At 63.7% G+C, this 24441-nt stretch carries 21 protein-coding genes; 12 read left to right on the top strand and 9 right to left on the bottom strand.

The genetic code is table 11. The features are described from left to right. Window positions 1-62: 62 nt before the first annotated feature. The gene (locus NKI24_RS24030) at window positions 63-536 is read left to right on the top strand and encodes a carboxymuconolactone decarboxylase family protein (RefSeq protein WP_352448517.1); all 474 of its coding nucleotides are present in this window, start codon (window positions 63-65) and stop codon (window positions 534-536) included. Window positions 537-621: 85 nt separating this feature from the next. After that, complete coding sequence (locus tag NKI24_RS24035) at window positions 622-984, top strand: nuclear transport factor 2 family protein (RefSeq protein WP_352577470.1); 363 nt, start codon at window positions 622-624, stop codon at window positions 982-984. Between the two features lie 411 nt (window positions 985-1395). On the opposite strand, the gene NKI24_RS24040 is transcribed toward NKI24_RS24035, so the two are convergent. Next, a complete protein-coding gene (locus NKI24_RS24040) occupies window positions 1396-1896 on the bottom strand; it encodes an MmcB family DNA repair protein (protein ID WP_352748936.1) in 501 nt (166 codons plus the stop codon). A 214-nt stretch (window positions 1897-2110) separates the two neighbouring features. Here NKI24_RS24040 and NKI24_RS24045 point away from each other — a divergent pair, with 214 nt between their 5' ends. After that, complete coding sequence (locus NKI24_RS24045; RefSeq protein ID WP_352748939.1) at window positions 2111-2434, top strand: hypothetical protein; 324 nt, start codon at window positions 2111-2113, stop codon at window positions 2432-2434. Window positions 2435-3146: 712 nt separating this feature from the next. Here NKI24_RS24045 and NKI24_RS24050 read toward each other — a convergent pair. After that, the gene (locus NKI24_RS24050; RefSeq protein ID WP_352748942.1) at window positions 3147-3446 is read right to left on the bottom strand and encodes a DUF1330 domain-containing protein; all 300 of its coding nucleotides are present in this window, start codon (window positions 3444-3446) and stop codon (window positions 3147-3149) included. 150 nt (window positions 3447-3596) lie between these two features. Here NKI24_RS24050 and NKI24_RS24055 point away from each other — a divergent pair, with 150 nt between their 5' ends. The 4 genes from NKI24_RS24055 to NKI24_RS24070 all read left to right on the top strand — a co-directional run bounded on the left by NKI24_RS24055 (window position 3597) and on the right by NKI24_RS24070 (window position 5294). Then, window positions 3597-3923 carry a GYD domain-containing protein gene (locus NKI24_RS24055; protein WP_023676390.1) on the top strand — a complete coding sequence of 109 codons (327 nt, stop codon included), beginning with the start codon at window positions 3597-3599 and terminating at the stop codon, window positions 3921-3923. 159 nt (window positions 3924-4082) lie between these two features. Next, complete coding sequence (locus NKI24_RS24060; protein ID WP_023676389.1) at window positions 4083-4211, top strand: hypothetical protein; 129 nt, start codon at window positions 4083-4085, stop codon at window positions 4209-4211. After that, a complete protein-coding gene (locus NKI24_RS24065) occupies window positions 4212-4337 on the top strand; it encodes a hypothetical protein (protein WP_352748945.1) in 126 nt (41 codons plus the stop codon). A gap of 339 nt (window positions 4338-4676) precedes the next feature. Next, entirely contained in the window at window positions 4677-5294 is a 618-nt protein-coding gene (locus tag NKI24_RS24070) for a L,D-transpeptidase (protein ID WP_352448678.1), read from the top strand. A gap of 111 nt (window positions 5295-5405) precedes the next feature. Here the strand turns inward: NKI24_RS24070 and NKI24_RS24075 are convergent, their stop codons facing one another. From NKI24_RS24075 to NKI24_RS24095, 5 genes are all read right to left on the bottom strand, one after another. Then, window positions 5406-5975 carry a NifU family protein gene (locus NKI24_RS24075; protein ID WP_023676386.1) on the bottom strand — a complete coding sequence of 190 codons (570 nt, stop codon included), beginning with the start codon at window positions 5973-5975 and terminating at the stop codon, window positions 5406-5408. 278 nt (window positions 5976-6253) lie between these two features. Beyond that, window positions 6254-6745, bottom strand: a complete 492-nt coding sequence (locus NKI24_RS24080; RefSeq protein ID WP_023717912.1) for a universal stress protein — start codon at window positions 6743-6745, stop codon at window positions 6254-6256. A gap of 185 nt (window positions 6746-6930) precedes the next feature. After that, a complete protein-coding gene (gene trpS, locus NKI24_RS24085; protein ID WP_352748948.1) occupies window positions 6931-8007 on the bottom strand; it encodes a tryptophan--tRNA ligase in 1077 nt (358 codons plus the stop codon). Between the two features lie 281 nt (window positions 8008-8288). After that, window positions 8289-9887: a murein biosynthesis integral membrane protein MurJ gene (murJ, locus tag NKI24_RS24090; RefSeq protein WP_352540447.1), complete on the bottom strand. Its 1599-nt coding sequence runs from the start codon at window positions 9885-9887 to the stop codon at window positions 8289-8291. Between the two features lie 46 nt (window positions 9888-9933). Further along, a complete protein-coding gene (locus NKI24_RS24095; RefSeq protein WP_352748951.1) occupies window positions 9934-12732 on the bottom strand; it encodes a [protein-PII] uridylyltransferase in 2799 nt (932 codons plus the stop codon). A gap of 227 nt (window positions 12733-12959) precedes the next feature. Here NKI24_RS24095 and NKI24_RS24100 point away from each other — a divergent pair, with 227 nt between their 5' ends. The 3 genes from NKI24_RS24100 (at window position 12960) to NKI24_RS24110 (ending at window position 16849) form a co-directional block, all read left to right on the top strand. Next, entirely contained in the window at window positions 12960-15464 is a 2505-nt protein-coding gene (locus tag NKI24_RS24100; RefSeq protein WP_352748953.1) for a heavy metal translocating P-type ATPase, read from the top strand. Between the two features lie 43 nt (window positions 15465-15507). Next, entirely contained in the window at window positions 15508-15894 is a 387-nt protein-coding gene (gene copM, locus NKI24_RS24105; protein ID WP_023676379.1) for a CopM family metallochaperone, read from the top strand. A gap of 109 nt (window positions 15895-16003) precedes the next feature. Beyond that, on the top strand, window positions 16004-16849 hold the full coding sequence (locus NKI24_RS24110; RefSeq protein WP_352748956.1) for an aldo/keto reductase: 846 nt from the start codon (window positions 16004-16006) through the stop codon (window positions 16847-16849). 226 nt (window positions 16850-17075) lie between these two features. On the opposite strand, the gene mutS is transcribed toward NKI24_RS24110, so the two are convergent. Beyond that, the gene (mutS, locus tag NKI24_RS24115) at window positions 17076-19724 is read right to left on the bottom strand and encodes a DNA mismatch repair protein MutS (protein ID WP_352748962.1); all 2649 of its coding nucleotides are present in this window, start codon (window positions 19722-19724) and stop codon (window positions 17076-17078) included. A 203-nt stretch (window positions 19725-19927) separates the two neighbouring features. Between mutS and NKI24_RS24120 the strand changes: the two genes are divergently transcribed. Further along, a complete protein-coding gene (locus NKI24_RS24120; RefSeq protein WP_352448507.1) occupies window positions 19928-22207 on the top strand; it encodes an NADP-dependent malic enzyme in 2280 nt (759 codons plus the stop codon). A gap of 184 nt (window positions 22208-22391) precedes the next feature. Here the strand turns inward: NKI24_RS24120 and NKI24_RS24125 are convergent, their stop codons facing one another. Beyond that, complete coding sequence (locus tag NKI24_RS24125; RefSeq protein ID WP_352448506.1) at window positions 22392-23384, bottom strand: adenosine kinase; 993 nt, start codon at window positions 23382-23384, stop codon at window positions 22392-22394. A 215-nt stretch (window positions 23385-23599) separates the two neighbouring features. Here NKI24_RS24125 and NKI24_RS24130 point away from each other — a divergent pair, with 215 nt between their 5' ends. Further along, window positions 23600-24295 (top strand): sulfate transporter family protein, encoded by a 696-nt coding sequence (locus NKI24_RS24130; protein ID WP_352748960.1) that lies wholly within the window; start codon window positions 23600-23602, stop codon window positions 24293-24295. Window positions 24296-24441: the final 146 nt, after the last annotated feature.

Here is a 24441-nt window from a genome sequence, read left to right on the forward strand (position 1 = left end):
ACTTCGTCCCATGCAGGCCAGGCGGATGTCGCCAGGAAAGGTGCTGCGAAGGGAGGAATAAAATGCTGAAGTCGACACTCAAATCACTGGTGCTGGCGGCAGGCGTTGGCGCGCTGTTGGCGATCGTTCCTGCCAAGGCCGAAGACGCCTCGGCGACGGCTGCCTACAAGGACATCCAGGCAACGCTCGGCTCGGTACCGGACATGTTCAAGACGCTGCCGGACGTCGCCGTTGCCGGCGCCTGGGCCGAGATCAAGGGCGTGCAGCTCAACCCGAACACCGCGCTCGACGGCAAGACCAAGGAATTGATGGGCCTCGCCGTCGCCTCGCAGATCCCCTGCCAGTACTGCATCTATTTCCACACGCAGGCGGCCAAGCTCAATGGCGCCAGCGACGAGGAGATCAAGGAGGCGGTGGCGATGGCGGCGATCGTGCGCCACTGGTCGACGATGCTCAACGGCAGCCAGGTCGATCTCGCCACTTTCAAGAAGCAGTCCGACGAGGTGTTCGCGGCCGTCAAGGCGAAGTCGCAGTGAAGAAGCCACTGCCCGGCGGCGAGCGCCGGGCAGTACCTGATCAAGCAACCACCCGATCCGAGAAGACGGGCCTATGGAGGAAAAATTGCTGACCAAGACACAGACGATAGACGGCGCTGCGATCAAGAAGGCGATCGAGGGCCGTGATGGAAAATTGCTGGCGAGCTTCTATGCCGACGACGCATTGGTGCGGGTGATCGACCGCAACAACCCGCCGAGCAAGCCGCGCGAAATCCGCGGGCGCGCTGCGATCACCACGTTCTGGGACGATATCTGCAGCCGGGCGATGACCCACAAGGTCGACACCACCATCGCCGACGGCAACAATCTCGCCTTCACCCAGGCGTGCGCCTATCCGGACGGGACCAAGGTGTTCTGCGCGGCGATGCTGGAGCTGAAGAACGGCCAGATCGCGCGGCAGACCGTCGTGCAGGCGTGGGACGAGTGAGGAGGCGGCGATGTTCAGTGCCGGATGGCAGATCGACGCCAAGTTCGGCCACAAGCAGACCGTGCTCTGTTGAAGAAATGGGAACGCGAGATCGGCTCGCAGGTCGGTCTCGACGACCTCAAGTTCTAGATCATGACCGGATCGATCGGCGCGCGGGAAGCGACGATCGAGTCCCACCAGCAGGTCGAAAGCCTCGCCCAATTGGAGGCTTTCTTCGCCAAGATTGGCAAGATCGATGCGCACGCCAAATGAGGCAAGGAGATGGAGCCCTACGCGGTGTCGGGGCACCAGCCTGTGGAACATCTACCGTATCGTGGAATAGCAGTCCGGCTTACTCCCTTCTCCCCGTCACTTACGGGGAGAAGGTGGCGGCAGCCGGATGAGGGGCAGCGCGACGTCTGCAGGAGAGCTCTACTCGCTCTCGCCTTCCAGCGCCGGCACCGACACGCCGGCAAGCTCGGCCGCGAGCAGCCGCGACGCACCGGCGCGTGCGATCCGCAGCATCAGCGCCTTGCGCGTCGCCGCTGCCATGCGGTGCTCGGGCGCATCGCGCAAAATCTCGGCACCGTAGCCGTCGGAGAGAATGAAGCCGCACTCCTCCGGAAAGATCTCCTGGGGTACGCCGGGATGGGTGGCGAAGAAGAACCGGTCGGAATGCAGCCGGTAGTCCGGCCATTTGCGGTCGACCCTGAAATCCTCGACCGAGGACTTGATCTCGATGATCCAGATGTCGCCGTGGCGGGTCAGCGCGACGAGATCGGCGCGCCGGCCGGTGGCCAGCGACAGTTCGGGCAAGACATGCGCGCCCATCTGCCCGAGCAGCCGCTGCACGCCACGCCTGACCAGCATGGCACGCTCCGACTGGCGGCCGTCGATGAGCGGATTGAGGGGAATCGGTGAGATGATCGGCATGGAGGATACCATGGCAGATTTTGTTCACGGTTTGAACCGGTTTTTGCGGGCGATTACGCACTTTACAAACACGGCGATGTGCCTGATACCTTGAATCCACAGTAGGAATCCGGGTTATGAGTGTCCTTTTCGAGCCACACTTCCACAACGAAGAAGCTGCTTTCGAACGGCTGGAGACGGGCAAGAAGGCCCGTTAGGCAATGGCTGAGTCACAATGAGCGTCGTCAGCGGTGTGGTGCTTTGTACATCCGCTGCCGAAGACTGTTCGAGCCCGAACGGTCAACCCGTTCTTTTTGAGCGCATACAGGAATGGCTGGCGGAGCGCGGCCCCTTCCAACAACTTAACAGTGTCGAGGCTAGCTTTGGCGGCAGCAAGCACCCGCAAATGTTTGTAGCCGGCGGCGGCTTCAACCATTTCTCCGAAGACGACTTTGCGGCCTACGTGATGTCGCTGCCTTGGCAAAACCCAGAAAACGTTGTGTTGGTGATCGACCCCGAAGAGGGGGCTACCCGCGTCTTCAGACCTCCCTGTTTGTAAAGTACATAATCGCCTCGCGGCGATTATCTGGCTGACAAACCTAATCTGCAAAATACTGTGGAGCGGGCGCTACAAGGCCCGCCCTTCCACAAGGCGGGCCGCTCGCGTTATGAATGCGTTTCCTACTGGTGAGGGGAGCTATGTTTTCGCGAGGCGTCGCGGTTGATCTAATATTCACCGCTGCAGGCCCGATAGTGGTCGCAGCATAATCAAAAAGGTGGCGAAGCATGGTTACTGAGAATGCAAGTTTGACGGTCGAGCAGACTAGGCTCAATAGGATGCTCACGCGGGGCGTCGTATTTTCCGTCATTTGGCTCGCCGGTTTCGGGTCTTCTTATGCACTCTACCAGGGGCTTCTGGCGCGACGGATGATAAAAATGAATCCCGTGCTTCGGGGAAATGGCCGCGCCTGGTGGTGCATCATTGTGGGAGGGCTTGGGGCCGCAGCCTTATGTGCGATAGTTGGCGCCGGCATTTTCAACGCCATGACACAACCCTAGGTCACGCTGTAACACCGCCTGCCGATCTGGTGTTGGGTCATATTGATTTGTAGGTCCCGTTCAATGAGTGTTTCCGGCGTCATCCTCCCATCATTGGCCGTTTCCCGCCCGCAAGTTTAAAGCTTGCTGATTCATATCAGAATGCTCCTGTCCCGTCGCCGGGCCGCACCTGATATGGCAACTCAGACTTGCCATTGTCATCGACCCGACCTTCAGCTAACCGGCATCATCCCTTCCAGAGCAATAATTCTCGTCTTTGCGCAGCGTTCGCGGATGGTTTTGAGGCGGCCGTATTCTGGAGAGTCGTACCATGCCAGGAGGGACGCCATGTCCGGGAATTCGACAATGACGAGGCGATGAGGTTCCCAATCGCCCTCCAGAACTTTGGTGGCTCCGCCGCAAGCGATATACCTCCCCCCATAGCGGGCTTCGGTTGCCGGCACGTCCCGGCGGTATTCCTCGAAAACGGCGGCGTCGGTTATGTCGACATCAGCAATGAGATATGCGGCCATTGACCTTACTCCCTGAAAAAAACATTGAAACAGGTCTATTAGCGGCCCCGCAACTAAGCCAGCGGTACTACGCCTCGGAAACGACTCGCGTTCTCCCGGATTGGGGCGCTTAACTGTCTTGGTGGGGGCAGCTCTGGGAGGAGACGAACCATGCCGATGTATCTCACGCGATTCAGCTACAGGCCCGAAACCTGGGCGCGCTTGATGGATAATCCCGAGGATAGACGCGAGGCTGCCCGTTCCTATATCGAGTCGGTCGGCGGAAAGCTGCACGGGTTCTGGTATGCCTTCGGAGAGTACGACGGCTGGAACCTATGGGAGGCGCCGGACAACGTGTCGATGGCATCCGTCATGCTCGCCATCGGTGCGGGAGGCGCGCTCAGCTCGTACCAGACCACCGTGCTGTTAAGTGTCGAAGAGACGATGGACGCTCTTGGGAAAGCCAAGTCGATCCGGTATCGCCCACCGGGATCGTGACCGCCGCCCGCGCTTTGCGGAGTGTCGAAGGCTGGTAACGCTTGCTCGCGAACTGCGCACGTTCCTAAACTTTGGCGCAAAAGAGTCCACTGCGGCTCTTGGCAGCGCCGGCAGCTTGCGCTTTCAATGTCGGCTACGGTGTTTTACGAGGAGCATTAGATGACGGAAGATGACGACCGGAAATCAGCGACGCCGGAGGAAATCCGCCCGGCCATCAGAGGATGGGCGGTGCTTGGGGCAATTATCGTTGCCGTGTTTGGTGCGGCCTACGTCATGATCGATAGTTGAATGGCCGACGGTCCTGGTCGCCCCGATGGATTGCCTGAAAAGATCGGCACGGTCCTTGGTGCATTGGTGGTGATCGGCACGTTCGGGCTTCTGGCTTGGGCCGTGCTTCGCGGCGTCCTTTATTAAACCCGGGCCCGTCTGGACTTTCCCCTGCGGCGGCCGCGTCTCAGGCCGATCTCCTCGTAGCAACGGATGGTCTTGGCCGCAGGCCAGAGCGCCGGGCAGCGTCGCCGACTTCATGGGTGATTTCTTCGTCTCCTGGTCCTTGTTCCTGGCCCCATTGATTTTGCAACATAATCCTGCGGGGGCTGTTGCCGAAATGCCATAGTCGCAGGTTTACCAGCACGCAAGTCCAAGGATATAGGCATCGCCCGCTTGGCAAGCAAAGCAAATGCCAGCATGAATGAAGATGAAAAAAGCGGCCGACTCGAGCCGCTGTTGTTTGGGCAGGCATCGGACCTTTTCATGCGCATGAAGTCACTTGCAATCGTCGCGGCCCTGGCGCTGTCGACGGCTGTCGCCGGTTGCAGCACCATCGGCTCGCAGATCTTCACCAACAACTACGGCGCGGTGACCGACGCCGGCTATCACCTGCCGCGCGTTCCGATCGAAAAGGTGCCGTTCAAATACCGCCGGCAGATCGTCGACTACGACACCAGGGAAAAGCCGGGCACCATCATCGTCGATACGCAGAACAAGTTCCTCTATTTCGTCATGGGCGACGGCGAGGCGATGCGCTACGGCATCGGCGTCGGCCGTGAGGGTTTCGAATGGCACGGCACCGCCCATATCGCGCTGAAGCGCGAATGGCCGACCTGGACACCGCCTTCGCAGATGATCAAGCGCCAGCCGGAGCTGGCCAAGTTTGCCGGTGGCATGGAGCCGGGGTTGAAGAACCCGCTCGGCGCGCGCGCCATGTACCTGTTCAACAAGGGTGGCGACATGGGTTATCGCCTGCATGGCAGCCCGGAATGGAATTCGATCGGCAAGGCGATGTCGTCGGGCTGCATCCGGCTGATGAACCAGGACATTATCGACCTCTACGACCGCACCTCGGTCGGCGCCAAGGTCATTGTGATATAAAACCCTTATACGCGGACCGTCTAGGCAACAACACAGACGTCGCAAACAGAAAACCGGGCACTTTGGCCCGGTTTTTTGTTGTCTATCGATGTTGACGATGGAACCGTCGCGTCAGGAGACCTGTTCGACATGCTGCACTTCCGGCACAAAGTGCCGGAGCAGGTTCTGGATGCCGTGCTTCAGCGTCGCCGTCGACGACGGGCAGCCGGCGCAGGCGCCCTTCATGTGCAGGAACACGGTGCCGTTCTCGAAGCCGCGGAAGGTGATGTCGCCGCCATCCTGGGCCACCGCCGGGCGCACCCGCGTGTCGAGCAGCTCCTTGATGGTGACGACCAGCTCCTCGTCGGCCTTGTCGTAGAATTCGCCGGTCTGGCTGGTCTCGGCGGCGGGGCCGGCCTTGGCCATCACCGGCGCGCCGGACATGAAATGCTCCATGATGGCGCCGAGGATAGCCGGCTTCAGATGCTGCCAGTCGGGGCCGTCCTTGGTCACGGTGATGAAATCATAGCCGAAGAAGACGCCGGTGACGCCGGGGATCTCGAACAGCCGGCCGGCCAACGGCGAAGCCGTCGCGGCGCTGTCGGCATCACGGAAATCGGCGGTGCCTTCTTGCAGCACTTCCTTGCCGGGCAGGAATTTCAGCGTCGCCGGGTTTGGCGTCGACTCGGTCTGGATGAACATGGCCGTCTCCGTGCCCATTTCGGGCAGCTAGTTTGGAACAATTCTAATTAGGCTTTATCCGCCCGACATTCAAGCGAAAGGCATCGGGGAGAACGGCTGGCTGGCGGAATGTTTTGCTAGTTCGCTGAAACGATTGGAGATGTGTTGAGATTCAGGTCAGGCCGAGCCGAAAATGGTGGGTTCCGAGAACCGGAGCGGAGCGTACTTTTGGTACGTGAGCACCGGAAGCGCAGGAAGCCGCCAATTGCAGGCCGGCCTCACCTGAATATCAGCGCATCTCAGGCGAGGCTGTCGATCTCTTCGTCCGACAGGTTCTGCGGCACCACCGTGACGGGAATCGGAAAGGCGGCGCCCTTGCCGGCGACCGCGCCGACCAGCGGCCCAGGCCCTTCCTTGCCGGCGCCTGCCGCCAGCACCAGAATGGCGATGTCCTGGTCTTCCTCGATCAGCTTGTGGATCTCTTCGGTCGGCTTGCCTTCGCGCACCACCAGTTCCGGCTCGATGCCGAGCTTCTGGCGCACCTTGTTTGCGTAGCTGTCCAGTGCGGCACGCGCCGTGGCGGTCGCCTCCTCGCGCATGATCTTCTCGACGCCCAGCCAGTGCTGGAAATCATCCGGCTCGATGACATAGAGCAGCACCAGTACGCCGCCCGTGCTTTGCGCCCGCTTCGAGGCGTAGGCGACGGCGCGCTCGCATTCGGGCGTGTCGTCGATGATCGCCAGGAACTTGCGGCGATGACCGGCTTCGCGGCTGAGGCGTTTGGAGACCATATTCACCCTGTTCGATGGTTTCGGTCGCAATCTGCCACCGCCACAGCCCGCCCGCAAGCGACCGGCGGCTGTGGCAATGCTGGTGCAGCTTAAAGCGCGTCGCGTTCGACCAGCGACGCGCTTCAGGTTCTTGTTTTATGCATGTCGTTATCGCAAAACCGCTGCACACTTTTGCGCGACATGCATTAGCCTTGCAGCAGGCCGATAATGTCGCGCACGGTCTTCATGGTCGCTTCGGCCAATGTGCCGGCACGCTCGCCGCCATCGCGCAGCACCGCGTCGACATAGGCGCGGTCGCCGGAGATGCGGCGCATCTCTTCGGCGATCGGCGCCAGCTTTTCCACCGCAAGGTCGGCCAGCGCCGGCTTGAACACCGAAAACTGCTGGCCGCCATATTCCTTCAGCACCGCCTCTTTCGAGATTTCGGCGAGGCCGGCATAGATGCCGACGAGGTTTTCCGCTTCCGGCCGGCCGGCAAGCCCGTCCAGTTCGCCGGGCAAAGCCTCCGGGTCGGTCTTGGCCTTGCGGATCTTCTTCGAGATGGCGTCGGCATCGTCGGTCAGGTTGATGCGCGACAGGTCCGACGGATCGGATTTCGACATCTTCTTCGAACCGTCGCGCAGCGACATGATGCGCGCTGCCGGGCCGCCGATGACCGGCTCGGTCAGCGGGAAATAGCCGTTCACCGTCTCTTCGCCGACCTGCATCTCGACGCCGACGCCAAGCGCGGCGATGCGGTCCGAAAAGTCGTTGTTGAATTTCTGCGCAATGTCGCGGGTCAGCTCCAGATGCTGCTTCTGGTCGTCGCCGACCGGCACATGGGTGGCGCGGTAGACGAGGATGTCGGCGGCCATCAGGGAGGGATAGGCGAGCAGGCCGAGCGAGGCGTTCTCGCGGTCCTTGCCGGCCTTGTCCTTGAACTGCGTCATGCGGTTCATCCAACCGATGCGCGCCACGCAGTTGAAGATCCAGGCAAGCTCGGCGTGCTGCATCACCCGCGACTGGTTGAAGACGATGTGCTTGGTCGGGTCGATGCCGGAGGCGAGAAACGCCGCGGTGATCGACCGCGTCTGGTCCTGCAGATCCTCATGGACGAGCTGTGCGGTCAGCGAATGCAGATCGACGACGCAATAGATACAGTCGGAGGTGTCCTGCAGGGCGACGAATTTCTTGATGGCGCCGAGATAATTGCCGAGATGCAGATTGCCGGTTGGCTGGACGCCGGAAAAAACGAGCGGTTTGAAGGGGGGCTGATCGGTCATGGTGTTTCCCTGGCTTGTGGAGGGCCGTTTCGCGCGCGGCGAAAGTCTTGCGACGGCGCGCTTATGGACGAGAGCGAGGAGACGATCAAGAGGGGCGTGGGCCAGGGCGCGCAGGCTTTGACGTCGGCCGAACAGAAGGCTGTTTGAGGGATGGCGCCGACCAGAAACAAAAACCCGCCTCGGTGGGCGGGTCGTTGGAGCCAATTAGCACCATACCGAGATTAATAGCATAGCTGCCGGCACAAAGCAAGAACAAAATTGGCGCTGATGAATTTTCCCCCTCACGGATCCGGAGATTGCTCCTTGACCGGCTGGGAGCCCTTGCGCCCGATATTGCGGCGGATCATGCCGAAATCGGCGCCGCCGGTGGCGAAGGCGGTGACGAAGTAAAGCAGCGCCCCGCCGGCGACGAGCGCAAGCAGGGTTACCGCCTTGATCACCAGCAGCGAGCCGGAGCCGAGACTTGCGGCGAACCAGTGTTCGGCAAAATAGAGCGCCGCGGCCATCACTGCCGCCGACAGCACCAGCCGCGGGATGCGTTTCATGAGCGGCACGTCGCGGCCCCAATGGCCGCGCCGGATCAGCACGGCGAGCAGCATCGCCGCATTGACCCAGCCGGCGACAGCGGAGGCAACGGCAATGCCGGGCGCGCCCATGGTCGGAAACAGCGTCAGCGCCGTCGTAATGTTAACCGCCACCGAGATGGCGGCAAAAATCATTGGCGTGCGCGTGTCCTCGCGGGCGAAATAGCCTGGGGTGAACGCCTTGATCAGCACGAAGGCCGGCAGGCCGAGGCCGAAGATCGCCAGGATTGCCGCGACCGTCGGCGTCGAATTGTTGGCGGCAAAGGCGCCGCGCTCATAGACCAGCCGCACGATCGGCTCGGACATGACCAGCAGCGCGGCCGCCGCCGGCAAGGTCATGAAAAGGGTAAACTCGACCGAGCGGTTCTGCAGATTGGCGGCCTCGACCAGATTGCCTGATTTCAGCGCCCGCGACAGTTCCGGCAACAGCACGATGGCGACGGCGACGCCGACGACGCCCAGCGGCAGCTGGTAGACGCGGTCGGCATAGGCCAGCGACGACACCGCGCTGTCCTGCGCCGACGCGATCGCCGTGCCGATCAGCTGGTTGATCTGGGTGATGCCGCCGGTGATCGCCGCCGGCAGTGCCAGGATCAGCAGCCGCTTGACGTTCGGCGTCATCTTCGGCCGCCGGAAGCCGATCGAAATGCCGGCATGGCGCACCGCCGCCCAGACGATCGCCAGCTGCACCAGGCCGGCCGCCAGCACGCCCCAGGCCAGGCCGAAACCAACGGTGCGGGCGTCCGAACCCTTGTACCAGGCATAGGCAAGCACGGCGATAAGAATGACGTTGAGGAACACCGGCGCCACCGCAGCGGCGAAATAGCGGCGCAGCGAATTCAGCATGCCGGCCATCATGGCGCCGAGCGACATGCAGATCAGATAGGGGAACATGACGGTCGCCAGCGCCACCGTCGTCTCGAATTTTCCCGGCGTATCGGCAAAGCCCGGCGCCACCAGATAGCGCACGATCAGCGGCATCGCCAGTTCCATGGCGATGGTCAGCGCCAGAAGCGCCGTGAACAAGACGCCGAACACCTCTTCGGAAAAGCGCTTGGCGCCGTCGGTGCCGTGTGTCTCGATCTCCTTGGCGAACAGCGGTACGAAGGCGGCATTGAAGGCGCCTTCGGCGAACAGCCGGCGAAAGGTGTTGGGAAACTGGAAGGCGGCGTTGAAGGCGTCGGCGATCGGCCCGGTGCCGAGTGCGGCAGCCATCAGCATCTCGCGGCCGAAACCGAGTGCGCGGCTCATCAGCGTGCCGGAAGCGACCGTGGCGAATTTCTTGACAAGGCTCATGCGCTTGAAGACTGCCTGTGCGATTGGGGCAAATGGAAGGTAACAGTCACTCGGCGGCCGTTTTGGTCTTGCCGCGCTCGGACGCCGTGCCCTCGAGCACCGCGATCAGCCTGTTCCGGATGGTCACCGTACGCGACGGGCTGTCGATCTTCTGGCCGGTGAGATCGGTGACGTAGAACGTGTCGATGACTTTTTCGCCGAAGGTGGTGATGTGGGCCGAGGCGATGTCGAGCGACAGGTCCGACAACATGCCGGTGATCTCCGACAGAAGGCCCGGCCTGTCCAGCCCCTCGACCTCGATCACCGAGAAACGGTTCGACAGGGTGTTGCGGATCTCGGCGCGTGGCGGAATACGGAAAACCTTGGCGCCGCGCCGCGGCTTGGTCCGCTTCTCGATCATTTCGGGCAGCCAGCTCTTGCCCGACAGCACGTCCTCGATCAGCCGGCCGACGCGCTCGGCACGGCGGCGCTCGTCCTCGTCGCGGTCGAACTCCCTCGAGATCAGGATGGTGTCGAGCGCGCGGCCGTCCGAGGTGGTGAAGATCTGCGCGTCGACGATGTTGCCGCCGGCCGCGGCACAGGCGCCGGCAATCACCGAGAGCAGGCGCGGATGGTCCTGCGCCAGCACCGTGATCTCGGTCACCGCCTCGAACTGGTGGGTTTTCACCATGGTGGCGAGCTTCTTGCCGGCGTGATCGGCCTCGCGGATGAATTCGGCATGGCGGAGCTGGTCGGGAAGATCGACCGCCAGCAGATAGTTCTCGTAGTGCTGGCCGACATAACGCTTGCGGGCCTTTTCCGGCCAGTCGGCAAGCGCCTCGGCCAGTTGTTCGCGCGCCGCCGCCGTCCGTTTGGCGCGCGACACCTCCGAAAACCCGCCGGTCAACAAAAGCTCGGTCTCGTAGTAGAGCGTACGCAGCAACTGGCCCTTCCAGCCGTTCCAGACCCCAGGCCCGACGCCGCGGATATCGCAGACGGTAAGCACAAGCAGCATCTTCAGCCGTTCGACCGACTGCACGATGGCGGCAAAATCCTCGATCGTCTTGCGGTCGTTGAGATCGCGGGTCTGCGCCGTCATCGACATGACGAGGTGGTTCTCGACCAGCCAGGCAACCGTTTCGGTGTCGGCCGGCGACAGCCCCATATGCGGGCAGATGCGCCGGGCGATCCTGGCGCCGGCTTGCGAATGGTCCTCCGGCCTGCCCTTGGCGATGTCGTGCAGCAGCACGGCGACATAGAGCGCCTCGCGGCTCTTCTTCAGCCCCGGCATCAGCGAGTGGGCGAGTGGATGGACCTTTTCGCCGTCGCCGCGCTCGATCTCGGCCAGCACGCCGATGCAGCGGATCAAATGCTCGTCCACGGTGTAGTGGTGGTACATCGAGAACTGCATCATGGCGACGATCTTGCCGAAGTCCGGGATCAGCTTGGCAAGCAGTCCGGCCTCGTTCATGCGCCGCAGATTGAGCTCGGCGTTGCGGTCCGAGGTCAACACATCGAGGAACAGCCGATTGGCCTCCTCGTCGCGCCTGAGCGCCTTGCCGACGAGGCCGAGAGAGCGGGTCAAAAGCTTCAGCGCATCGGGGTGGAATTCCAGGCCATGCTTATCGGCAAACCAGAACAGCCTGAGCAGGTTAACCGGATCGCGCTCGAACACCTCGTCGTCGGCAATGTTGATGCGGTGGTTGTCGACGATGAAATCGGCCGTGCCGGCGAGCTTGCGCTTGCGCCGCGAAAAGGTGAGAAAGATGCGGTTGAAGCCCGGCACATGCTTGGCCTGCTCTTCTTCCAGCGCGGCGCAGAAAATGCGGGTCAGGTCGCCGACATCCTTGGCGACGAGGAAGTAGTGCTTCATGAATCGCTCGACCGCCGACAGGCCGGGATGGGTGGTGTAGCCCAGCCGCTCGGCAATATCGCGCTGGATATCGAAATGCAGCCGCTCCTCGGCCTTGCCGGTGAGGAAATGCATGTGGCAGCGCACCGCCCATAGAAAATCCTCGGCCTTCTGGAATTCCCTGTATTCGGCGTCGGTGAAGACGCCCTTGTCGACCAGTTCCTCGCCGGTGCGCACGCGGTAGAAATATTTGGCGATCCAGAACAGCGTCTGCAGGTCGCGCAGGCCGCCCTTGCCGTCCTTGACGTTAGGTTCGACCAGGTAACGGCTCTCGCCGGCCTTGGCGTGGCGCTCGTCGCGTTCGGCGAGCTTGGCCTGGACATATTCGGGGCCGGTGGTGCGCACCACCTCGTGGTCGAAGCGCTGCAAAAGCTCGTCATAGAGCTTTTGCTCGCCCCACAGGAAGCGCGCCTCCAGGATCGAGGTGCGGATGGTGATGTCGGTGCGCGACAGCCTGAGGCACTCGTCGATGTTGCGGGTGGCGTGGCCGACCTTCAGCCCGAGGTCCCACAGCATATAGAGCATGTATTCGACGATCTGCTCGCCCCAGGGCGTCTGCTTGTACGGCAGCAGGAACAGCAGGTCGATGTCGGACCCGGGCGCCAGCGTGCCGCGGCCATAGCCGCCGACGGCGACGACCGCCATGCGCTCGGCCGATGACGGGTTTTTGACGCGATAGACATGGGTGGCGGCGAAGTCGTAGAGCGCGCGGATGATCTCATCCATCAGATGCGACAGCCGGGCGGCGCAGGCGGTGCCGCTGCCATCGTCCATCAGCATGCGTTCGGCGACCGTGCGGCCGTCGGCGAGTCGGCTTTTGAGAAGCTTGAGAACGCCGCTGCGCGCCGCCTTGCCGGAGCCGTCGCCTGCCGTGGCCGCGGTCAGTTCGGTCATCTCGCGGCGCAAGGCTTCGCCGTCGATCAGTTCCTCGAGCTTCAGGGATATTCTTGCCATAGATGCCGTTCGGCCTCGCCGTTTCGGCGGCGTCTATAGCGCGTTTTCGCGGCGCTGGGTATGGGGCGGACGGACGCGTTCTCCGCAGCCGTGGAACGGGACGATCGTCTCATGCCCGCGGCCGGTGCAGTTTGGGCCTGGCCACGAAAAATCGAAATCAGCCCTTGACCTTCCAGTTACTGGAAGCACTACCTCCGCCGCAACATCGAAATACAGGGGCTTTCGGCATGACGCATTCCGATCACCATCATCACGCCCATGGCAGCTGCTGCTCGGCAAAAGGCGCCTCCTCTGCTGCCGACGCCGTCATCCGCGATCCGGTCTGCGGCATGACCGTCGATCCGGCTGCCGGCAAGCCGACGGCCGAGCATGACGGCCATCGCTATCATTTCTGCAGCGAGAGCTGCCGCGCGAAATTCGTCGCCGAGCCGGAAAAATACCTGACCGCAACCGATCCCGTCTGCGGCATGAGCGTCGATCGCGCCACGGCCAAGCACTTTTTGCGGCACGAGGGCCGGGGCTTCTATTTCTGCTCGGCCGCTTGCCAGGCGAAGTTCGAAGCCGAGCCGGCAAAATATCTCGGCGACAGGCCGGCGCCGCAGCCGATGCCCAAGGGCACGCAATACACCTGCCCGATGCATCCGGAAATCATCCGCGACAAGCCCGGCTCCTGCCCGATCTGCGGCATGGCGCTGGAGCCGATGGGCGTGCCGACCGGCGACGAGGGGCCTAACCCGGAACTGGTCGACTTCACCAGGCGCTTTTGGGTGAGCGCGGTGCTGTCCGTGCCGTTGCTGGTCATCGCCATGGCGCCGATGCTCGGCCTGACGTTTCAGGCCATTATCGACGAGCGGGCGAAGGTCTGGCTGGAGCTGGCGCTGGCCAGCCCGGTGGTGCTGTGGGCGGCATTCCCGTTCTTCCACCGCGGCTGGGACTCGGTCCTCAACCGCAGCCCCAATATGTGGACGCTGATTTCGCTCGGCGTCGGTGCCGCCTATCTCTACAGCGTCGTCGCCACGCTGTTTCCAGGCCTCTTTCCGCACCAGTTCCGCGGCCATGACGGCACCGTGCCGGTCTATTTCGAGGCGGCGGCGGTGATCGTCGCGCTGGTGTTCCTTGGCCAGGTGCTGGAATTGCGCGCCCGCGAGAAAACCGGCTCGGCGATCCGCGCGCTGCTCGACCTGGCGCCGAAGACGGCGCGGCTGATCGGCGCGGACGGTTCCGAAAACGACGTGCCGCTCGATACGGTCAAGGCCGGCGACCGCTTGCGCATCCGCCCAGGCGACGCCGTGCCGGTCGACGGCACTGTGCTCGAAGGACGCTCTTCCATCGATGAATCGATGATCACAGGCGAGCCGCTGCCGGTCGAGAAGACCGAAGGCGACAACCTCACCGGCGGCACGCTCAACAAGAATGGTTCGCTGATCATGCGCGCCGAAAAGATCGGCGCCGAGACGACGCTGGCGCGCATCGTCGAGCTGGTCGCCAAGGCGCAGCGTTCACGCGCGCCAATCCAGGGATTGGCCGACCGCGTCTCGTTCTACTTCGTCCCGGCCGTCGTGCTGGTCGCGATCATAGCGTTTGTCGCCTGGGCGATCGTCGGACCGGAACCCAGCCTGGTCTTTGCCATAGTCTCGGCGGTCTCGGTGCTGATCATCGCCTGCCCCTGTGCGCTCGGCCTTGCCACGCCAATGTCGATCATGACCGCCACCGGGCGCGGCGCGCATGCCGGCGTGCTGATCAAGGAAGCGGCGGCGCTCGAGCGCTTTGCCTCGGTCGATACGCTGATCGTCGACAAGACGGGAACGCTGACCGAAGGCCGGCCGCGACTGACCGACGTCGTCGGCGTCGAGGGTATGCCGCAGGACGAGCTGCTGGCGCTCGCCGCCGGGCTGGAAAAAGGCTCGGAGCATTCGCTGGCCGAGGCGATCGTCGACGGCGCCCGCGAACGCGGGGTGAATATCCCGGACGCCGGCGGTTTCGAGGCCGTCACCGGCAAGGGTGTTTCCGGCACGGTTTCGGGGCAGAAGGTGGCGCTCGGCAATGCCGCGATGATGGCCGATCTCGGCATCGACACGGCGGCGGTCCTGGCCAGCGCCGAGGCGCTGCAGGCCGACGGCAAGACCGCGATGTTCGTTGCTGTCGGCAACCGGCTCGCCGGCCTCGTCGCCGTTGCCGACCCGATCAAGGCGACCACCGCCGAGGCGATCAAGGCGCTGCATGACAGCGGGCTGAAGATCGTCATGGCGACCGGCGACAACGAGCGCACCGCCAAGGCCATCGCCGCCAAGCTCGGCATCGACGCGGTGCGTGCCGGGCTCTTGCCCGAACAGAAGAACGCGCTGGTCGAGGAATTGCGCGCCGGCGGTGCCGGCGTTGCCATGGCCGGCGACGGGGTAAACGATGCGCCCGCACTGGCCGCCGCCGATGTCGGCATCGCCATGGGCACAGGCGCCGATGTTGCGGTCGAAAGTGCGGGAATTACGCTGGTCAAGGGCGATCTCAACGGCATCGTCAGGGCGAGGACGCTGGCCCGCGCGACGATCCGCAACATCCGCCAGAACCTGTTTTTTGCTTTCCTCTACAATGTGCTCGGCGTGCCGGTTGCTGCCGGCGTGCTTTATCCGCTCACCGGCACGCTGCTGTCGCCGATGATCGCGGCGGCGGCGATGAGCCTGTCTTCGGTTTCGGTGATCGCCAACGCATTGCGGCTCAGGACGTTGAAACTCTGAGTAAACATTCCAGATAGACCCTGTTCAAAAAAGGAGACGATGAATGACCTTGGCCAAGAAGATCGTGCTGCTGATGATGGCGGCGGGAATGCTGCTTGCCGTTTTCCTCGAAAGTGTTCCGGCACAAGCCGAGGAGATGAAGCACGACATGGGCGCAATGGGCGCGCAGAGCCCCTCGACCGAGGGCTACAAGGCGGCGATGGACAAGATGCATACCGACATGATGGCAATCGAATATTCCGGCAATGCCGATGTCGATTTCGCCCGCGGCATGATCCCGCATCACCAGGCTGCCATCGACATGGCCAAGGTCGAGCTCGCCAATGGCAAGGACCCGGAAATCCGCAAGCTGGCGGAAGCAGTGATCGCCGCGCAGCAAGCCGAGATCAAGCAGATGCAGGACTGGCTCGCTGCCCATCCGGTGAAGTAGGCGTCACGCTGTCGGGGAATCCGGGCGAGAGGCTTCACCTGGATTTCTGCTTCGCCTGGATTTCCCTTGGCGGCTATGGTGCTATCCGGGCCTCGGACTGGAGCATGCCATGCCATCGACGATAAGAACGACCTCCCTGCCCTGCGGCGAAGCCGTGCCGGTGCTCGGCCAGGGCACCTGGAAGATGGGCGAAGACGCTCGCCGCCGTGGCGACGAGGCCAATGCCCTGAAGCTCGGGCTGGATCTCGGCATGACGCTCATCGACACCGCCGAAATGTATGCCAGCGGCGGTGCCGAGGAGGTGGTGGCGGAGGCCATCGCCGGTCGCCGCGACGAGGTTTTCCTGGTCTCCAAGGTGCTGCCGTCCAATGCCTCGCGCGCCGGCGTGAAACGGGCCTGCGAGAACAGCCTGAGGCATCTCGCCACCGACCGAATCGATCTTTATCTGCTGCATTGGCCGGGCAGCGTGCCTTTGACGGAAACGGTAGAGGCGTTCGAAGCGTTGAAGGCAGCCGGCAAGATCCGCCACTGGGGCGTCAGCAATTTCGATACCGGCGAGATGGAGGAGCTGGTCCGGTTGCCGGCCGGCGGCAACGTCCAGACCAACCAGGTGCTCTACAATCTGTCGCAGCGCGGCGTCGAGTTCGACCTCGCCCCGTGGAGCCGGCAACGCGGCATGCCGCTGATGGCCTATTCGCCGGTCGATCAGGGGGTATTGGCGCGCAACGCCAGGTTAGATGCCATCGCCGCCCGCCACAGTGCGACACCGGCGCAGATCGCACTTGCATGGGTGATGGCGCAGGAGGGGGTGATTGCCATTCCGAAGGCCAGCCGCCCGGAGCATATCCGGCAGAATGTCGCGGCGTTGGAGATCGAGCTCACGAGCGAAGATTTCGCCGAAATTGACCGCGCCTTCCCACCGCCGAGGCGGAAGTCGGGCCTGGCGATGATTTGAGGGTTCGCGCAGTACAAGGTTGCGATCCTTCGCGCCCCCCTCTGTCCTGCCGGACATCTCCCCCACGAGTGGGGAGATTGGACGTCGCATCGGCTTTCGCCAACTTCAAACGAAGAAAAGACGCTGCCAGCGAAGCTGCCAATCTCCCCCCAAGTGGGGGAGATGTCCGGCAGGACAGAGGGGGCGCGAAGGAATGCCGACAGACGGCGGGCTCAGCCAGCGACGGCTACTTCCCAGCCAGCCCCTTCAGCCGGTACAGCGCTTCCAGCGCCTCCCTTGGAGTCATCTCGTCGGGATTGATCTCCGCTAGCGCCGCGCCCAGCCCGTCACTCTTCGCCGGCTTCGACGCTTCCCGCTTCGCCGCCACGGAAAACAGCGGCAGGTCGTCGACCAGACGGTTGGCCTTGCCCGAGACCTCGCCGGCTTCAAGCTGGTGCAGCACTTCCTTGGCCCGGCCGACGACCGCTTCCGGCAGGCCGGCCAGCCGCGCTACCTGGACGCCGTAGGAACGGTCGGCCGCACCCTTGCCGACCTCGTGCAGGAAGACCACGTCGCCCTCCCATTCCTTGACCCGCATGGTGACGTTTGAGAGCCGCGGCAGTTTTCCGGCCAGCGCCGTCATTTCGTGGAAATGCGTGGCGAAGATCGCCCGGCAGCGGTTTTTCTCGTGCAAATATTCGACCGCCGCCCAGGCGATCGACAGGCCGTCGAAAGTGGCGGTGCCGCGGCCGATCTCGTCGAGGATGACCAGTGCGCGTTCGCCTGCCTGGTTGAGGATCGCCGCCGTCTCGACCATCTCGACCATGAAGGTGGAGCGGCCGCGCGCCAGATCGTCGGAGGCGCCGACCCGCGAAAACAGCCGGTCGACGACGCCGATATGGGCTGATGCCGCCGGCACGAAGGAGCCGGTCTGGGCGAGGATGGCGATCAGCGCGTTTTGCCTGAGGAAGGTCGATTTGCCGCCCATATTGGGGCCGGTCAGCAGCCAGATCGCGCCGGCCTTGGCATCGCCTTGCGGCGACAGATCGCAATCATTGGCGACGAACGGGCCTTCGCCGGAACGCCGCAGCGCCTGTTCGACCACCGGATGTCGTCCACCCGAAATCTCGAAGGCAAGGCTCGCATCGACCAGCGGCCGGCACCAGGCCTCGCTCTCGGAAAGCAAGGCAAGTGCGGCCGAAACGTCGAGCACGGCGAGCGCTTCGGCGCCGGCGCGGATCGTGTCGGCCTGGCCGACGACTTCCGCCGTCAGCGCCTCGAAAGCGGCAAGCTCGATCGCCAGCGCCCGGTCGGCGGCATTGGCGATCTTCGATTCCAGCTCGGCGAGCTCCGTGGTGGTGAAGCGCATGGCGTTGGCCATGGTCTGGCGATGGATGAAGCGCGCCTTGGCGCCGTCGCTGCCGGTCATCAGCGCATGATGATTGGCGGTGACCTCGATATAGTAGCCGAGCACATTGTTGTGCCTGATCTTCAGCGAGCGGATGCCGGTCTCGTCGATCAGCGAGCGCTCCAGCCCGGCGATCACCTTTCGTGACTCGTCGCGCAGCGCCCGCATCTCGTCGAGTTCGGCATGGTAGCCGGAACGGACAAAGCCGCCGTCGCGCTTGAGCAAAGGCAGCTCGTCGCTGAGCGCCTGCGCCAGATGCGTCGCCAGTTCATTGGGCAGCGCCTTGATAGCTCCCAACGCCGCGGCCAGTTCGCCCGGCAAGGCGGTTTGGCCGAACAGTTCGGCGATGGCGCCGGCCGCTTCGAAACCGGCGCGCAGCGCGCCGAGGTCGCGCGGGCCGCCGCGGTTGAGCGCCAGCCTGGACAGCGCGCGCGGCATGTCGGCAACGCTCTTCAGGCTTGCCCGCACCGCCTGGCAAAGGCGCGTTTCGGAGCGGAAGAACGACACCGAGTCCAGCCTTGCAGCGATTGCCGCCGGATCGGTCAGCGGCGCCATCAGCCGGTCGGCGAGCAGCCTTGCACCGCCGCCGGTCACCGTGCGGTCGATCGCCTTGAACAGCGACCCGTCGCGGCTGCCGGACAGCGTGCGCAGCAGCTCCAGATTGGCGCGCGTCGCCGGGTCGATGAACAGCGTCGAACCCTGCTCCTCGCGCTGCGGCCGCGACAGCGGCGGCCGCTCGGCCTTCTGCGTCTTTTCGACATAGGCGATGACACCTGAGATCGCCGACAGTTCGGCGCGCGAAAATGTGCCGAAACTATCCGGCGTTGCCACCTCGAAGAAGCGGGCGATGCGGCCGGCGGCCGAAGCCGAATCGAACAGCGACGGCGGCTGCGGGCTGGCGACGCGGCCGAGCACGTCGAAGACCGGTTTCAGCTCCGGGTCGTAAAACACCGGTTCGGCGACGATCAGCTCGCGCGGATCGACGCGGAAGACATCGGCGAGCAGCCGGTCGGCGGTTGTCTCGGCGACGCGGAAGACACCGGTCGAGATCTCGATCCAGGCTAAGGCAAAAGCGTGCTCTGCCCCGCCCTTGACCCGTCCCAGCGCCATCAGGAAACTCGATTCCGACGGCGCCAGCAATTTGTCTTCGGTGATGGTGCCGGGTGTCACCAGCCGCACCACGTCACGGCGCACCACCGATTTGCCGCCGCGCTTCTTCGCCTCGGCCGGATCCTCGATCTGCTCGCAGACGGCGACGCGGAACCCCTGGCCGATCAGCTTCTGCAGATAATCGTCGGCGGCATGCACCGGCACGCCGCACATCGGGATGTCGAGCCCCTGATGCTTGCCGCGCTTGGTCAGCACGATGCCGAGCGCCCGGCTTGCCTTCTCGGCATCGTCGAAGAACAGCTCGTAGAAATCGCCCATGCGGTAGAACAGCAGCGAATCCGGGTTCGCCGCCTTGATCTCGATATACTGCTCCATCATCGGCGTCGCCGGCGCGAAGGCCGGCGTGGCGTTGTCGCTTCGAATGGGCGTCTCGTCGTTCAAGAAGCTGCTTCCAAAATTTTGCAAGCCATGCTTGGCGGTTTACAGCGGCGAAGTGTAGCCTTAATCCCGAACCTTCCACAAAAGAAAGCATGCGCACCCATCTCAAGCGGTGCCGTACGGGCGAGGAAACCAAAAGTACCATGGCCAAGAAAACCGAAAGCAACGGGCCCTCCGTCAGCGCCCAGGAGGCATTGGAATTCCATGCCATGGGCCGCCCCGGCAAGCTGGAGATCGTCGCCACAAAACCAATGGCGACGCAGCGCGATCTCAGCCTTGCCTATTCGCCGGGCGTCGCCGTGCCGGTTCTCGCCATCGCCGAGGACCCGAGCCGCGCCTTCGACTATACGGTTCGCGGCAACATGGTCGCGGTCATCTCCAACGGCACCGCCATCCTCGGCCTCGGCAATCTCGGCGCGCTTGCTTCGAAGCCGGTGATGGAAGGCAAGGCGGTGCTGTTCAAGCGCTTCGCCGATGTCGATTCCATCGATCTCGAGGTCGACACCGAGGATGCCGACGAATTCATCAACTGCGTGCGTTTCCTTGGACCCTCCTTCGGCGGCATCAACCTCGAGGATATCAAGGCACCGGAATGCTTCATCATCGAGCAGCGGCTGCGCGAGCTGATGGATATCCCGGTCTTCCATGACGACCAGCACGGCACCGCCATCATCTCGGCTGCCGGCCTGATCAACGCGCTGGAAATCACCGGCCGCGACATGAAGACCACGAAAATGGTCTGCAACGGCGCCGGCGCTGCCGGCATCGCCTGCATCGAATTGATGAAGGCGATGGGCTTTGCGCCCGAAAATATCATCCTCTGCGACACCAAGGGCGTCGTCTTCCAGGGCCGCACCGAAGGCATGAACCAGTGGAAATCGGCGCATGCCGTGAAAACCGGCGCGCGCTCGCTGGCCGAGGCGCTGGACGGCGCCGACGTGTTCCTCGGCCTCTCGGCCAAAGGCACGCTGACCACCAAAATGGTGCAGTCGATGGCCAAGAACCCGATCATCTTCGCCATGGCCAATCCCGACCCCGAGATCACGCCTGAGGAGGTCGCCGAGATCCGCACCGACGCCATCATGGCGACGGGACGGTCCGACTATCCCAACCAGGTCAACAACGTGCTTGGCTTCCCCTACATCTTCCGCGGCGCGCTCGATGTGCGGGCGACCACCATCAACGACGACATGAAGATCGCCGCGGCCAAAGCGCTCGCCGAACTGGCGCGCCAGGACGTGCCCGACGACGTCGCCGCCGCCTATCAGGGCATGCGGCCGAAATTCGGCCCCAACTACATCATCCCGGTGCCGTTCGATCCGCGCCTGATCTCGGCCATCCCGATTGCGGTGGCCAAAGCGGCGATGGACTCCGGCGTCGCGCGCAAGCCGATCCTCGATCTCGACCGCTACGCGCAGGAGCTTTCCGCGCGCCGCGACCCGATCGCCTCGACGCTGCAGCGCATCTACGACCGGGTGCGCCGCCAGCCCAAGCGCATCGTCTTTGCCGAGGGCGAGGAGGAGCAGGTGATGCGCGCCGCCGTCTCCTATGTGAACCAGCGGCTCGGCACCGCCATCCTGCTCGGCCGCGACGACATCATCAAGGAAAACGCCAGGAACGCCGGCATCGATCTCGGCAAGCAAGGCATCGAGATCATCAATGCGCGGCTGTCGCGGCGCAACTCGGTCTACACCGACTATCTCTACGAGCGCATGCAGCGCAAAGGCTTTCTGTTCCGCGACTGCCAGCGGCTGATCAACAACGACCGCAACCATTTCGCCGCCTGCATGGTGGCGCTGGGCGATGCCGACGGCATTGTCACCGGCGTTACCCGTAACTATTCGACGGCGCTCGACGACATCCGCCGCGTCATTGACGCAAGGCCTGGCCATTGCGTCATCGGCGTGTCGATCGTGCTGGCGCGCGGTCGCACCGTCCTCGTTGCCGACACCGCGGTGCATGACATGCCGGATGCCGTCGAGATCGCCGACATCGCCGAGGAGGCCGCCGGTTTCGCCCGCCGCATGGGCTACGAGCCGAGGCTCGCCATGCTCGCCTATTCAACCTTCGGCCATCCGCAGGGCGAGCGCTCCGAGCGCGTCCAGGAAGCGGTGCGCATCCTCGACAAGCGCCGCGTCGATTTCGAGTATGACGGCGAGATGGCCGCCGACGTGGCGCTCAACGCCCGCGCCATGGCGCAGTACCCGTTCATCAGGCTGACCGGCCCGGCCAATGTGCTGATCATGCCGGCCTTCCACTCGGCCTCGATCTCGACCAAGATGCTGCAGGAGCTCGGCGGCTCGACCGTCATCGGCCCGCTGCTGGTCGGCCTGAACAAGCCGGTTCAGATCGTCTCGCTCAATGCCAAGGATTCGGACATCGTCAACATGGCAGCGATTGCGGCGTATAGCGCGGGAGCTTGACGAGCGGGGGCAGCAGCAGCGCCTCTCCCTTCTCCCCCTGGGGGAGAAGGTGGCCGAGCGAAGCTCGGTCGGATGAGGGGTGTTCCAGCTTGGCACCGGCAGCACTCCGTCCAGCACCCCTCAACCGTCTCGGCGCTGCGCGCCGATCCACCTTCTCCCACAGGGGGAGAAGGAAGAGGTGCCGCTACAGCAGCCCCGCCTGCTCGGCCTCTCTGCGCAAATTCTGGCGTGGCCTTGGGCCGATCTGCTGGATGACCAGCCCGGCCGCTAGCGAGCCGAGATCGCCGCACTGCTTCAGGCTGCGGCCTTGCGTGTAGCCGTAGAGGAAGCCGGCGGCGTAGAGGTCGCCGGCGCCGGTGGTGTCGACCAGCTCGCGGATCCTGGTCGCATTGATGGTCACGGTCTCGTCGCCGCGCACGATCACCGAGCCCTTTTCCGAGCGGGTGACGGCGGCGATCTTGCAATCCTTGCGGATCTGGGCCAGCGCCTCGTCGAACGACGCGGTCTGGTAGAGCGACTTGATCTCGTGGCTGTTGGCAAAGACGATGTCGACGGTGCCGGAGCGCATGAGATCGAGGAACTCGTCGCGGTAGCGGTCGACGCAGAACGAGTCCGACAATGTCATCGACACTTCGCGCCCGGCGGCATGGGCGAGCTTCGCCGTCTGCCGGATCGCCTCCTTGGCGCGCGGCGGGTCCCACAGATAGCCCTCGAAATAAGTGACGGCGGCGCCCGACGCCTTGTCGGCCTCGACGTCCTCCGGGCCGAGCTCGACGCAAGCGCCGAGATAGGTGTTCATCGAGCGCTCGCCGTCGGGCGTGACGAAGATCATCGAGCGCGCTGTCGGAGGTTCGCCGTTAAGCGGCCTGGTGTCGAAGGCGACGCCCTGGGCATGGATGTCATGCGCGTAGATTTCGCCGAGCGCGTCGTTGGAGACCTTGCCGAAGAAAGCGGCGCGGCCGCCGAAGGAGGCGACGCCCGCCGCCGTGTTGCCGGCGCTGCCGCCCGAGGCTTCGATGGCCGGGCCCATGCGGCTGTAGAGCAGTTCGGCGCGCCTCGTGTCGATCAAATTCATCGCGCCCTTGATGATGCCGTTCGTCTCCAGGAACGCCTCGTCGCACTGGGCGATGATGTCGACGATGGCATTCCCGATACAAAGCACGTCATAGTCCGGCATCAATTCATGTCTCCGCCAAAAACCCACCGGCTTTCTGCCACGCCGGGCGCGGGCGGGTCTAGCGGTTTGATGCGGCTTTGCCTAGGCCGCGAGTTATAAATCCGGGCAGAACGCAGATGCTTCGTATCGCGCGGTTTGCGCTTGTCTCGCGACCTGTCTCCGCCTATCCCGAAATATCGCCCATGGGCCTCGTTTGACATGGAATTGGAAACGCCGTGATCCTCGACGCCGCCCGCGCCGCCTTGAGCCGGCTGTTCTCGCCCGAATTCCGTTCCGTGTTCCTGAAGACGCTGGCGCTGACCTTGCTGGCGCTGGCGGCGCTTTGGTTCGGGATCAAGAGCCTGTTCGAATGGCTGGCCTGGCCGTGGATCGATGGATGGCTGCCCGCCCTACCCTCCTGGGCCGGATGGCTGGGCGCCGTCGTCGCCGGCATCGGCCTTGCGCTGGGCTTGGCGCTGCTCATCGCGCCGGTGACGGCGATCATCGCCGGCCTGTTCCTCGACGACGTCGCCGAAGTGGTCGAGCGCACGGATTATCCAAACGACCCGCCCGGCCGCGCCGTGCCGGCGTTGCGCTCGCTGGTGCTGGCGATCCGGTTCTTCGGCGTCGTCATCCTCGGCAATATCGTCGCCCTGCTGCTGCTCCTGGTGCCGGGCATCAACATTGCCGCCTTCTTCGTCGTCAACGGCTATCTGCTCGGGCGCGAATTCTTCGAGTTCGCCGCCATGCCCTTTCGCCCGGAGGCCGAGGCCAAGGCGTTGCGCAGAAAGCACTCCATCGCCGTGTTCCTGGCCGGGCTGGTGGTCGCCGCTTTCCTCGCCGTGCCGCTGCTCAACCTTCTGACGCCGCTGTTCGCCGCCGCCATGATGGTGCATCTGCACAAGGCGATCTCGGCACGGGAAGGGAGCTGACCGCCCTTTGTTGGGAGTGCAGGTTCGACGCACGGAATCGCTGCACTCTCCAGCCACAGTAACGGCATGATGGGGTGGACGGCGCCCGACGGCATCGGATGTGCCAGAATGAGTTCGTTGAGATCTCAAACAAGGGAGCCGTCCGT

It is taken from the genome of Mesorhizobium sp. M0701 (genome assembly GCF_040320365.1).
Classification (GTDB): domain Bacteria; phylum Pseudomonadota; class Alphaproteobacteria; order Rhizobiales; family Rhizobiaceae; genus Mesorhizobium.